Below are 11,865 nucleotides of genomic sequence, written 5' to 3' on the forward strand. Positions count from 1 at the left end.
CCGACTGACGGTCCTGCGGAGATAAGAGTTGGATCGGGTCTGGGTGTTCTACGCGATACAGTCGACCGCATCCGGCTACGCGCTCCTGCGGGGCGGGGCACCGGAGCGGTTGACGGGCCTGGCCCTGTTGCTGGCAGCGCTCTCCACGAGCGTCATCCAGCGCGACATCCCGGTATTGTTCGCCGGGATGGAGGTCGGTGTCATGGTCGTCGACCTGATCCTGCTCGTCGTGATGATCGTGATCACGTTGCATGCCGATCGCTTCTGGCCAGCCTGGGTTACCGCGCTCCACGCGTTGGGGACGGGTGCCCATCTGGCCAAGGCGATCAGCCCCGACGTCATCCGCCTCGTCTACGCCGTCCTCTCTGCCGTCTGGAGCTATCCCATCGTTCTGCTTCTCGTGATCGGGACGGTCAGGCATTCGCGGCGGATCCAGGCCCAGGGCTGGGATCTCGACTGGAGTCGTCAGGACCGCACGATCCGATAAGCGAATTCGGAAGACGTTTATGACTTACGCACTTGCCATGGCGCCTATCAATATCGCCAAACGCGCGACGCCGTTCGCCGTATCGGATACCGTTCTGGTCGATATGGCCCGGCGGCTGTACGAACTCCGCAAGGTCCGGGATGCGATGCTCGGCGACGCACTGTTCTCGGAACCTGCCTGGGACATCCTGCTCGACCTGTTCATTTCGGAACACGAGCAGCGCCGGCTGAGTGTCTCCGCGGTCTGCATCGGAGCCCGAGCGCCATCCGCAACGGCACTGCGCTATCTCGCCATGTTGCAGGAAGCCGATCTCGTCGAACGCATTCGCGACGCACGCGATGGCCGTCGCTCTCACGTTCAACTGACGCCGCTCGGGCGCGTGCGCATGGTGAACCTACTCGGGCGATTGCTTGAAGATAGCTGAAGTTAGCCTACAGAGAACGGTTCGAACCGATGAGGCAGTAATCACCCTTCGAACGCCGTTTCTGACTGCCTCTGACTTTGCGACGTCATACGCGCGTCACTGCCCACCTCGGTCTCATCGCTCGGAACTTGGGATCACGCAGTAAGTCCGCGATTTGGGAAAGTTCGCCGCGCAGACCCCGCTCTCTAGGTGCGGGTGAGGGTGACGAAACTATAGCCCGGGCATTCGTTCTCGGCGACATGGTCCTCTCGGGCGATTTCTGCCCAGCCGTCGAACGAGGGCACGGTCGCGTTGCCCTCGGGCTCGGCATGAACTTCGGTGAGTTCGATACGGTCCGCGTGGGGAAGCAATTGCGCATAGATCTGCGCACCGCCGATCACTGCGACATCATCGCCGGCTATCGCCAACGCCTCCTCGATGGAATGTGCGACTTCGGCGCCTTGCGCGGTCCAGTCGCCCCGCGTCAGGACGATGTGGCGGCGGCCGGGCAGTGGGCTAGGGAAACCCTCGAACGTCTTGCGTCCCATCACCATCGGCTTGCCCATCGTTAGCGCCTTGAAGCGCTTCAGGTCCGCGGGGATGCGCCAGGGGAGCTGGCCGTCACGGCCGATGACGCCGTTGGTGGCGCGGGCGAGGTAGAAGGTGATCATGCTTCAGTCATGCCGGAATGAGGGAAGGGGTTCTAGTCCGGGGATTGCGCCCAAACCTAACCCGAGCACCTCCCCGGCGGAGGCCGGGGGCCAGTTGGGAAACATTCCTAACGGAGCGCTGCGTCCCGTCACTCCCACCTTTCCAATTGGGCCCCGGCCTTCGCCGGGGAAGTCACGTTTGGGGACATGTGCAATTTCACCCCGGCGCATGTTCCTTCACATACGCCTCGGGATCCTTCTCGACGACCTTCACCCCGTTCAGGTGATTCGCCTCGAACGCCGCGAACCGCACACCCAGTTCATGCCGCTCCTCCAGCGTCGCATGCTTGCGGAAATCGGTGAGGCCCTGGCGTTCTTCCTCGGCCAGGTGATCGCTGTTCGCCTTGTTGCATTTTCCGACCGCCTCGAACCAAGCGTCTGAGCCGACCGGGCGCTTGTCGACCGCTTCGCCCGTCTCGCGAATGTCGTTGTGATCCTCGATCGCGTCCTCGGTCTCCTCGCCGGCCGAGTCGGCGTCGTTGCCGCCGGTGCCGATCTTCATCAGCCGCGGGTAGAAGAAGCGTTCCTCGGCCTCGGCATGCGCGTCGAGCAGGTTCTTGAGGCGGGTCCAGAGCGCCGACAGCGCTTCGGTGTCCTTGGCGTCGATCGAATCGATCTGCGCGAACAATGCGCGCTGCTGCGCGTGTTCGTCGAGAATGAGCTGTGTGATATCCATGCGCATCTGAACCGCGCGCGCTGCCGGCGGTTCCTATTGCGATTCGGTCGCGCGGCGCTGCCGCGGGGTCGCTCTCTGTTCAGACCGCGACGGGGGCCTTGATGTGCGCCTGCGCGACGTAATCTTGGAGGACGAAATCCTCATACTCGTAGGCGTCGATCGAGTCCGGCTTTCGGAGAATTTCAAGCCGCGGCAACGGCCCCGGCGAGCGCGTCAGCTGCAGTTGTGCCTGCTCCAGATGGTTCGAATAGAGGTGGCAATCGCCGCCGGTCCAGATGAACTCGCCGACCTCGAGCCCGCATTGCTGCGCAAGGATGTGGGTGAGCAACGCGTAGCTGGCGATGTTGAACGGCACGCCGAGGAAGATGTCGCCCGAGCGCTGGTAGAGTTGCAGCGAAAGCTTGCCGTTGGCGACGTGTGTCTGGAACAGGCAGTGGCACGGCGCGAGCGCCATCGCGTGCAGGTCGCCTGGATTCCACGCGCTGACGATCTGGCGGCGCGAGGCGGGGTTGGTCCGGATCTGCGTTATGAGTTCGGCGATCTGGTCGATGTGGCGGCCGTCGGCAGTGGCCCAGTCGCGCCATTGCTTGCCGTAGACCGGGCCGAGATCGCCGTTCTCGTCCGCCCATTCGTCCCAGATCGCCACCTTGCGCTCCTGCAACCAGCGGACGTTGGTGTCGCCGCGGAGGAACCACAGGAGCTCGACGATGATCGAGCGAAGATGGAGCTTCTTGGTGGTGAGCACGGGGAAGCCCTGCGCGAGATCGAAGCGCATCTGCGCGCCGAACACGCTGAGCGTGCCGGTGCCGGTGCGGTCCATCGTCTCGACGCCGGTCGAGAGCACGCGGTCCATGAGGTCTAGATATTGGCGCATGCTGCGGGCGTAGCGTCGTAGGGGCGGCGGCTCAAGCCGATGTGGACGCGGTTGCGCGTGCAGCCGCCCGCGCTCCGACGCAGTCGGGTATGTGCCACCGTCGTCCGTGCCTTGCCCTCGTATTGCCGACTTCGCCGCGGTGCGCGCGCTGTTCGCCGGGCTGCGTGATGCCACGGTGGAGACGGTGGCGGTCGCGTATCTTGATCCGAATCGGAGGCTTCTCGGAATGCGGCATGTCGTCGGGGGGCGGGATCAGGTGGCGATCTCGATCCGGACGGTCGCGGTGGATGCGCTGGCGTTCGGCGCTCACGGGGTGGTCATCGCGCACAACCATCCGAGCGGGGATGCGACGCCGAGTGCGCGGGACGTGGCGTTTACGCGGGCGCTGGCGGCGGGGTTGCGGACGTTGGAAGCGGTTTTGCTCGATCACCTGGTGATCGCTGGCGGGCAGGTGACGAGTTTGCGAGCGATGGGGATCGTCTGACTTGTCGCATCGATTCCTACCGAACCGGTGGCTGGCATCAGCGAGATGGGGCAGCATCTTCCAGATGACGACAGAAAAGCTTGTTTCCCCGCGAAGGCGGGGACCCAGACTGGGCTCCCGCCTTCGCGGGAGAACACGGAAGTGTGGGCTGCCGTCGGATTGCATACGGCCGGTTTACAAGTCGGCGGCAGTCGGCGTGGTGTGAGGAGCGCTCGCGTCCTAATTTTACCACCCCGGCGGAGGCCGGGGCCCAGTTGGGGGACGTCGCCAACTTAGCGCCGAACGCCGTTACTACTGCCTTCCCAACTGGGCCCCGGCCTTCGCCGGGGTGGTGCTTTTAGTTGGGTCATGACCCGGACCAAAGCTCACCCGAGCCGGCACGCCCGGATCGCTTCCGGCGCCGGCCGCGGCCCGTTCGCGCGGAACGTCGCGATGTAGCCTCCGGCGGAGGGCATGTCGTCGGTATCGACCTGCGTATACCCCACCGCCGCGAACTCGCACTTCAACAGCGCCGGCGGCGTACCGTGGTTCTGCGTCGGGCGGTTCGCATCGACCACCACGACCAGCCCGTCAGGCTTCAGCGACGGCCGCAGCCGCCACAGGAACTCGTACGGCTGCTCGATCTCATGATACATGTGGACCATCAGCACCCGGTCGAAGCTCGCCTCGGGCAGCTTGGGATCGTTCGCCTCGCCCAGCTTCACGCTGACGTTCGCCAGATCCTCGCGCGCGACGCGTTCCGCGAGCTGGTCGCGCACCGCCGGGATGATGTCTTCCGCGAGCACGCGCCCGTCCTTGCCGACGCGCGCCGCGAGACGGATCGTGTAGTATCCTTCACCCGCGCCGATATCTGCGACCGTCATGCCCTTGCGGATCTCGCCCTTGTTCATGACCTCGCCGGCTTCGTTCAGCCGGTCGCGCGCTTCCTCGTTCGACCAGCGCGTCGAGACGATCGACGCGACCGGACGGTCGGCGGCGGGGAACACCGGTTCCTTGGGCTCGCGCTTGATCAGCGGCTTGCTGCCGTCACACGCGCATAGCGCAAGCATCGGCAGGACCATCAGGGCAAGGACACCCCGCAAGCTCAATCGACGTCCTCCACCTCGACGGCCTCGCCGGTCACGCGCTGCGACAGCGCCGCCGCCATGAACATCTCGAGGTCGCCGTCGAGCACGTCCGACGGGCTGGTCGACACCACGCCGGTGCGCAGGTCCTTCACCATCTGGTACGGCTGGAGCACGTAGCTGCGGATCTGGTGACCCCAGCCGATATCGGTCTTGCCGGCATTCTCGGCGTTCGCCGCAGTCTCGCGGATCGCCAGTTCGCGCTCGTACAGACGCGCGCGAAGCTGGTTGTACGCCTCGGCCTTGTTCTTGTGCTGTGAACGCTGGTTCTGGCACTGCACGACGATGCCGGTCGGGATGTGCGTGATACGCACCGCCGAATCGGTCGTGTTGATGTGCTGGCCGCCGGCACCCGACGCGCGGTAGGTGTCGATGCGCAGGTCGCTCTCGTTGTATTCGACCTCGATATTGTCGTCGACGACCGGATACACCCAGACGCTCGCGAACGACGTATGCCGTCGCGCCGCCGAGTCGTACGGGCTGATTCGCACCAGCCGGTGCACGCCGCTTTCGGTCTTCGCGTAACCATAGGCGTTCTCGCCCTTCAGCAGCAGCGTGGCGGACTTGATCCCCGCCTGCTCGCCCGAATGCTGGTCGACCAGCTCGACCTTCAAACCGTGGCGCTCGCCCCAGCGCGAATACATCCGGCTAAGCATGCCCGCCCAGTCCTGGCTCTCGGTCCCGCCGGCGCCGGCGTTGACCTCGATATAGGTGTCGTTCGCGTCGGCTTCGCCCGCCAGCAGCGCCTTGATCTTGTCCTTGTCGGCACGCGCGGCGAGTTCGGCGAGCGACGCAACGCCGTCCGCCTCCATCTCGGTATCGCCCTCGGCCTCGGCCATCTCGATCAGCTCGGCGGTGTCCGACAGTTCGCTCTGGATCGCGCGCGTCGCGCTGATCGCCTCGTCGAGACGACGACGCTCGCGCATCACCTCCTGCGCGGCCTTGGGATCGGACCAGAGCGCCTGATCCTCGACGCGCGCGTTCAGCTCGTCGAGACGACGCAGCGCGCGGTCCCAGTCGAGGAAGCGGCGCAGCAGCGCCAGCGCGTCGTTGATGGTGTCTACGTAAGCCTGCGCTTCGGCGCGCATGATATTCTCCAAAAATTCCGCCGCCCCGGCGGAGGCCGGGGAATTTCGTCGTCTCAGCGGAGGCCGGGATCGCCGCCCCAAGCGAGCGGGGCGGGTCACCGGCGGGCGCCGGGATGACGTCTATATAAGCGCGCTAGTAGATTCCGCCTTGTCTTTGCAAGAAATCGCTGTCGCGCGGCGCTTCGGCCTTCTTCACCGCGGTCGTCGTTGTGGCAGCAGTAGGAGCGGCATCCGAGCGTCGTGCCGCACGCCGCGGTTCGCTCTCGGGCTTGAACGCTTCCCAGATCACCGCGGGTTTCGGATCGCTGGTGTCGGGCCATGTGCCATAGACCGGACGCCCGCTACCGCGATCGATCCGGACCATGCGGATCCCGGCGGGGGCACGGAACGGCAGCTTGGGCAAATCCTCATACGCCTTAACCGCGAACTGCTTGAAGATCGGTGCGGCGAGCGTACCGCCCTGTGCTGCGCCACCGAGGTTCTTCGGCGTGTCGAACCCGATATACAGTCCGCCGACGAATTGCGGCGTGCCCCCGACGAACCACACGTCGGTCGGGCCGTTGTTCGTGCCCGTCTTGCCGAACATCGGCCGGTCAAGATCGCGCAGCGTCACCGCGGTGCCGCGCTGGACGACGCCTTCGGTGATATGGACCATCTGGTACGCGGTCATCGCATCGAGCACCTGGCGCTGGCGCGTGATCGGCCGCGGCATCGGCTTGCCGTCCCAGTCCGGCGCGTTGCAGCGATCGCACGGCCGCCAGTTCTCCGGCCAGATCACCTTGCCGTGGCGATCCTGGACGAAGTCGATCAGCGACGGCGGGCCGCCCTTGCCGTTGTTGGCAAGGATCGAATACGCGTTGACCATCCGCCCGACGGTCGTCTCGCCAGCGCCGAGCGCGTAGGAGAGATACGGCGCGTAGTCGCCGACGCCCATCTTCTTGATCGTCGCGACCACCTTGGGCATGCCGGTCTGCGCGGCGGCGCGCACCGTCATCAGGTTGCGCGACTGCTCGATACCCCAGCGCATCGTGTGCGGGCCCGACCCACGCGAATTGCCGAAGTTGCGGAAGCACTTCTGTCCGAGCCGCGCGCCCTGATAGACGCAGAACGGCCCGTCGACGATGATCGAGGCGGGGGTCATGCCGTTGTCGAGTGCGGCGGAATAGACGATCGGCTTGATCGTCGACCCCGGCTGGCGCATCGCCTGAGTCGCGCGGTTGAACGCCTGCAAGCGGTCGTCGAAGCCGCCCTGCATCGCCAGCACGCGGCCCGACGCAGGCTCCTCGACGACGAACGCGCCCGAGACCTTGGGGATCGCCCGCAGCGAGAATTCGCCGCCATCTGGCGCCACCGCGATGATGTCGCCGACCTTGATCGCGCCGAACGCGTTGCCACCCTTGCCGCGCACCGGCATCTGCGCGGCGTAGCGCGGCAGCGTGCCGGTCTTGCCGGTGCGGAAGCCGAGGCTCCAGGCATTACCGTCCTTGCCCGTCACGATCGCCGCGACCCAGTCGCGATAATCGAGCGCGATATTGCTGTTGAGCAGAGGCTGGAGCCAGTTGTCGTCCTCGATCTCGACATGACGGATCGGGCCGTTCCAGCCGCGCCCGCTGTCGAACCGCACCAGCCCGTCGCGCAACGCCTGCTGCGCCAGGTCCTGCAGCTTCGCGTCGAACGACGTCCGTACCCACAGCCCGCCCGAATAGACGCTGTACGGGCCATCCTTCGCATTCTCGCCGAACTTCGCCATCAGCTGGCGACGGACTTCCTCGACGAAATAGCCGCCGACGCTCTCGAATTTCGGTGTGCGCCGCATCACCGCGCCGAGCGGCTCGGCATTGGCCTGGTCATGCTGCGCGCGAGTGATGAAGCCGTTGTCGAGCATGCGGTTGAGCACATAGTTGCGGCGGATCATCGCGCGCTCGGTGTTGCGCACCGGATCGTAGTTCGACGGACCCTTGGGCAGGATCGCGAGATACGCCATCTGCGCGAGATCGAGCTGGTCGAGCTCCTTGTCGAAATACGCATGGCTCGCCGCCTCGACGCCGAACGCGTTGCGCCCGAGCGCGATCTGGTTGAGGTACAGCTCGAGGATCTGCTCCTTGGTCAGCGTATCCTCGATCTTGTACGCCAGCACCGCCTCGCGCAGTTTGCGTGACGGCGAATAGGCGTTGCCGATCAACAGGTTCTTGGCGACCTGCTGCGTGATCGTCGAGCCGCCCTTGGCGCGCTTGCCGGTGCCGAGCTTGGTCGCATAATCGTACACCGCGCCGGCGAGGCCCGGGTAGTCGACGCCGTGATGCTCGAAGAACGACTTGTCCTCCGCGGCGAGGAACGCCTTCACGAGCAGCGGCGGATATTCGGCGTAGCTCAGTTCGACGCGGCGTTCGCGGGCGTAGCTGTGGATCGGCGCGCCATCAATGCCGCGGACGTTGGTCGGCAGCGGCGGCTCGTACGTCCGCAGCGTATCCACGGAAGGCAGGTCGCGCATGACCGCGAACCAGAACGCGAAGATCGCGACGAAGCCGAGCACGACCAGCACCAGCGCCGCCTTGGTCCACCGACTCGCCCAGGCGCGCGCGACCCCGCCGCGCAGCCGGTCGGAAGTGCGGCCTGTCGCCGTCGTCGAGGTGGGGGAGGGATCGGACGCCATGATTACTGCCGCAGCGTCTAGCAGGTTCGCGGGCGCTTGCCAGCGGCCTTCGGCGGAGTGGTGGTTGGGAAAGGGCGGAGGGCGCGGGGGCGTGAGAAGCGGCCCACCGGCTACACACCTCCCCGGCGAAGGCCGGGGCCCAATTGGAGAGGTGGCAATAACGGAGCGCAACAGCAGTCAGCGCCGTTTCCCAATTGGACCCCGGCCTTCGCCGGGGCGGTGCTGTTGGCGGGTAGGTAAGCCATCGACGTCCGTGAGCTCGAACGATCCTCCCCCGCCAGGGGGAGGTGGCACCGAAGGTGACGGAGGGGGAGGACACGGACCCGAAGTCGTCGCTTACCGCCCCCTCCGTCAGGCAAGTGCCTGCCACCTCCCCCTGGCGGGGGAGGATCGAAAGCGCGCGATCGTCGGTTTGAACCCGCCCCTTCCCAAGGGACCGCCCAAGCAAAACCTGTCGCCAACCCCGCTACTGTGGCAGCAGGCGCGCATGACCCCGCCGCCCCTCCCGATCCTAGCCATACTCCCCGAACTCCTCGCCACCCTCCGCGACCGTATCTCCGCAGTCCTCGTCGCCCCCCCAGGTGCCGGCAAGACCACGGCAGTAGCGCCGGCCCTCCTCACCGAACCCTGGTGCACCGGCGAGATCCTCCTCCTATCCCCCCGCCGCCTGGCCGCCCGTGCCGCCGCCGAACGCATGGCCTCGATCGTCGGCGAGCCCGTCGGCCAGACCTTCGGCTACGCCACCCGCATGGACAGCAAGCGCTCCGCCGCGACCCGCGTCACGGTGATCACCGAAGGCATCTTCGTCGCCCGCATCCAGGCCGATCCCGAACTCGCCGGCGTCTCCGCAGTCCTGTTCGACGAAGTCCACGAACGCAGCCTCGACGGCGATTTCGGCCTTGCGCTAGCGCTCGACGTGCAAGCCGGCTTCCGCCCCGACCTCCGTATCGTCGCGATGTCCGCAACGCTCGACGGCGCACGGTTCGCGGCATTGATGGACGGCGCGCCCGTCATCGAAAGCGAAGGCCGCAGCTACCCACTCACCCTCCGCCACATCGGGCGGCAGGCGGAACTGCGTGTCGAGGACTCGGTCGCCGCCGCGATCCGCCGCGCGCTCGGCGAAGCGGAGGGCGGCGTGCTCGCGTTCCTACCCGGCGTCGCGGAGATCGAACGGACCGCCGACCGCCTCGCCAATTTGCCCGACGACATCGTCCTGCACGAACTCCACGGCAGCCTCGATCCCGTCGCCCAACGCGCCGCGATCCTTCCCGAACCGGTCGGCCGGCGGAAGGTCGTGCTCGCCACCAGCATCGCCGAGACCAGCCTGACGCTCGACGGCATCCGCATCGTCGTCGACTCCGGGCTCGCGAGGCGCCCCCGCTACGACCGCGCAGCCGGCATGACGCGCCTAGTCACCGAGCGTGCGAGTCAGGCCGCCGTAACCCAACGCGCCGGCCGCGCCGCGCGCCTCGGACCGGGCATAGCGTACCGCCTGTGGGAGGAAGCGGCGACGGCTGGCCTTCCACGGTACGACCCGCCTGAAATCCTGGAGGCGGACCTGTCCGCACTAGTCCTTGCCTGCGCACTTTGGGGCGTCGGTGATCCGCGAGACCTCCGCTGGATCGACCCGCCCCCCGCCGCGGCGATCGACGAGGCGATGGCGCGGCTTACGACGCTGGAGGCGATCGAAGACGGCCGCCCGACATCGCACGGCCGCGCGATCGCGAAGCTGCCGATGCCGCCGAGGTTGGCGCATATGCTTCTGCGAGCGGGGGAGCGCGGCTTGGCGAGCGTAGCGGCACAAATCGCGGTTTTGCTCGGCGAGCGCGGGATCGGTGGACAGGACGTCGACCTGGAAACCCGCCTCCGCCGCTGGAAAACCGAACGTGGACCCAAGGCGCAAGCGGCAAGAGCAATGGCCGAAAGGTGGGCACGCCTTGCTCCCTTCCCGCTTGCGGGAGGGGTCGGGGGAGGGCGCGACATATCCCAAGCGCGCGGCACTGCTGGGTCAGCCCCTCCCCCGACCCCTCCCGCAAGCGGAAGGGGGGCAGAGGTTTGCGTCGCGCTGGGCTTCCCCGACCGCATCGCGCGCCGCCGCGATGCGTCCGGCGAAACCTGGGCTTCGGTCGGCGGCCGCGGGTTCAAGCTCGACCCGACCTCGCCGCTCGCCCGCTCCGAATGGCTCGCCGTCGCCGACACGCAAGGCTCGGCCGCCGGCGCGCGCATTCTCTCCGCCGTGGCGATCGACCAGGCCACCGTCGAAACCCTCTTCGCCGACCGCATCGAATCCCGCCGCACCGTGACGTTCGACCCCACAACCGGCGGCATCCAGGCGCTCCGCGAACGCCGCCTCGGCGCGATCCGCCTGTCGAGCGGCCCCGAGAGTGGCGCGGACCCCGACGCGATTCTCGCCGCGCTCATCGACGGCGTCCGCGAGCACGGCTTCGCACTGCTACCGTGGAGCGACGGCGCCCAAACCCTGCGCGACCGCGCCGCCTATGCCGGCGTCCCGCTCGATGACGTAACCCTGCTCGACCGCATCGACGAATGGCTGGCTACCCTCCTGACCGGCAAACGCCGACTCGACGCGATCGCCCCCGGCGCGCTCGCCGAAGCCTTGCGCAACCTGCTCGGCTGGGACGCGATGCAGACGATCAACCGCCTCGCGCCACCCGACTTCACCAGCCCCGCCGGCAGCACGCACGCGATCGATTACGCAGCCGAAGGCGGCCCGCGCGTCGAGCTCCGCGTCCAAGCCCTGTTCGGACTCGCAGTGCATCCGGTGATCGGCGAGGCGCGCGTACCGCTCGTGTTGAGCCTTACATCCCCCGCCGGCCGCCCGATACAGACGACGCGAGACCTGCCCGGTTTCTGGGCGGGCAGCTGGACCGCGGTGGCGAAGGAAATGCGCGGGCGCTATCCCAAGCATCCCTGGCCCGACGACCCCGCCGCGGCGTCCGCCACGCTGCGCACGAAAAAGGCGGATGCAAGGGCCGCCGGTTCGCGATAAGGGGGGCTCATGCCAACCGCCCGTATCTTTCAGCGCCCCAAGAACGCCATGCAGTCCGGCAAGCACCGGACCGATGCCTGGCAGCTCGAATTCGAACCCTCGGAGCCCAAGCGCCCCGACCCGCTCACCGGCTGGGCCGGCAGCGGCGACACCCGCGACCAGCTGCGCCTGCTGTTCCCGACCGCCGAAGCCGCGATCGCACACTGCGAGCGCGAGGGGTTCGACTACACCGTCGTGCCGGCGCCGCAGAAGACGCTGAAGCTGCAGAGCTACGCGGATAACTTCAAGTAAGCCGGCTGGCGTCCCACCAACTTGTTCTCCCGCGAAGGCGGGAGCCCAGGCTGGGTCCCCGCCTT

At 67.0% G+C, this 11,865-nt stretch carries 11 protein-coding genes; 5 read left to right on the plus strand and 6 right to left on the minus strand.

Annotation, left to right across the window (positions count from 1 at the left end):
• Positions 1-28 precede the first annotated feature (28 nt).
• Positions 29-487 (plus strand): hypothetical protein, encoded by a 459-nt coding sequence (locus AC1ME3_RS08875; protein WP_480955682.1) that lies wholly within the window; start codon positions 29-31, stop codon positions 485-487.
• A 37-nt stretch (positions 488-524) separates the two neighbouring features.
• Positions 525-911 (plus strand): winged helix DNA-binding protein, encoded by a 387-nt coding sequence (locus AC1ME3_RS08880; RefSeq protein ID WP_480955683.1) that lies wholly within the window; start codon positions 525-527, stop codon positions 909-911.
• Positions 912-1,096: 185 nt separating this feature from the next.
• Here AC1ME3_RS08880 and AC1ME3_RS08885 read toward each other — a convergent pair whose 3' ends face one another.
• The 3 genes from AC1ME3_RS08885 to AC1ME3_RS08895 form a co-directional block, all read right to left on the minus strand.
• Complete coding sequence (locus AC1ME3_RS08885; RefSeq protein WP_480955684.1) at positions 1,097-1,561, minus strand: dihydrofolate reductase; 465 nt, start codon at positions 1,559-1,561, stop codon at positions 1,097-1,099.
• A 196-nt stretch (positions 1,562-1,757) separates the two neighbouring features.
• Positions 1,758-2,276, minus strand: coding sequence for a hemerythrin domain-containing protein (locus tag AC1ME3_RS08890; RefSeq protein WP_480955685.1), 519 nt, complete (start codon positions 2,274-2,276; stop codon positions 1,758-1,760).
• Between the two features lie 79 nt (positions 2,277-2,355).
• The gene (locus AC1ME3_RS08895; protein ID WP_480955686.1) at positions 2,356-3,150 is read right to left on the minus strand and encodes a thymidylate synthase; all 795 of its coding nucleotides are present in this window, start codon (positions 3,148-3,150) and stop codon (positions 2,356-2,358) included.
• Positions 3,151-3,289: 139 nt separating this feature from the next.
• Here AC1ME3_RS08895 and AC1ME3_RS08900 point away from each other — a divergent pair, with 139 nt between their 5' ends.
• Positions 3,290-3,634, plus strand: coding sequence for a JAB domain-containing protein (locus AC1ME3_RS08900; protein WP_480955687.1), 345 nt, complete (start codon positions 3,290-3,292; stop codon positions 3,632-3,634).
• A gap of 365 nt (positions 3,635-3,999) precedes the next feature.
• Here AC1ME3_RS08900 and AC1ME3_RS08905 read toward each other — a convergent pair whose 3' ends face one another.
• The 3 genes from AC1ME3_RS08905 to AC1ME3_RS08915 form a co-directional block, all read right to left on the minus strand.
• Positions 4,000-4,695, minus strand: coding sequence for a class I SAM-dependent methyltransferase (locus tag AC1ME3_RS08905; RefSeq protein ID WP_107954741.1), 696 nt, complete (start codon positions 4,693-4,695; stop codon positions 4,000-4,002).
• Positions 4,696-4,718: 23 nt separating this feature from the next.
• On the minus strand, positions 4,719-5,846 hold the full coding sequence (prfB, locus tag AC1ME3_RS08910; protein WP_480955688.1) for a peptide chain release factor 2: 1,128 nt from the start codon (positions 5,844-5,846) through the stop codon (positions 4,719-4,721).
• A gap of 133 nt (positions 5,847-5,979) precedes the next feature.
• Positions 5,980-8,499: a penicillin-binding protein 1A gene (locus tag AC1ME3_RS08915; RefSeq protein ID WP_480955689.1), complete on the minus strand. Its 2,520-nt coding sequence runs from the start codon at positions 8,497-8,499 to the stop codon at positions 5,980-5,982.
• Between the two features lie 487 nt (positions 8,500-8,986).
• Between AC1ME3_RS08915 and hrpB the strand changes: the two genes are divergently transcribed.
• Positions 8,987-11,509 carry an ATP-dependent helicase HrpB gene (gene hrpB, locus AC1ME3_RS08920; protein WP_480955690.1) on the plus strand — a complete coding sequence of 841 codons (2,523 nt, stop codon included), beginning with the start codon at positions 8,987-8,989 and terminating at the stop codon, positions 11,507-11,509.
• 9 nt (positions 11,510-11,518) lie between these two features.
• Positions 11,519-11,800, plus strand: a complete 282-nt coding sequence (locus tag AC1ME3_RS08925; RefSeq protein ID WP_480955691.1) for an ETC complex I subunit — start codon at positions 11,519-11,521, stop codon at positions 11,798-11,800.
• The last annotated feature ends 65 nt before the right edge of the window (positions 11,801-11,865 follow it).

It is taken from the genome of Sphingomonas sp. BL2 (assembly GCF_056680015.1).

Excerpts from the sequence above, each read along its gene's own strand:
- AC1ME3_RS08880 (WP_480955683.1), top strand. The coding sequence starts at position 525 with ATGGCGCCTATCAATATCGCCAAACGCGCGACGCCGTTCGCCGTATCG.
- AC1ME3_RS08885 (WP_480955684.1), bottom strand. The coding sequence starts at position 1,561 with ATGATCACCTTCTACCTCGCCCGCGCCACCAACGGCGTCATCGGCCGT.
- AC1ME3_RS08890 (WP_480955685.1), bottom strand. The coding sequence starts at position 2,276 with ATGGATATCACACAGCTCATTCTCGACGAACACGCGCAGCAGCGCGCA.
- AC1ME3_RS08895 (WP_480955686.1), bottom strand. The coding sequence starts at position 3,150 with ATGCGCCAATATCTAGACCTCATGGACCGCGTGCTCTCGACCGGCGTC.
- AC1ME3_RS08905 (WP_107954741.1), bottom strand. The coding sequence starts at position 4,695 with ATGGTCCTGCCGATGCTTGCGCTATGCGCGTGTGACGGCAGCAAGCCG.
- prfB (WP_480955688.1), bottom strand. The coding sequence starts at position 5,846 with ATGCGCGCCGAAGCGCAGGCTTACGTAGACACCATCAACGACGCGCTG.
- AC1ME3_RS08915 (WP_480955689.1), bottom strand. The coding sequence starts at position 8,499 with ATGGCGTCCGATCCCTCCCCCACCTCGACGACGGCGACAGGCCGCACT.
- hrpB (WP_480955690.1), top strand. The coding sequence starts at position 8,987 with ATGACCCCGCCGCCCCTCCCGATCCTAGCCATACTCCCCGAACTCCTC.
- AC1ME3_RS08925 (WP_480955691.1), top strand. The coding sequence starts at position 11,519 with ATGCCAACCGCCCGTATCTTTCAGCGCCCCAAGAACGCCATGCAGTCC.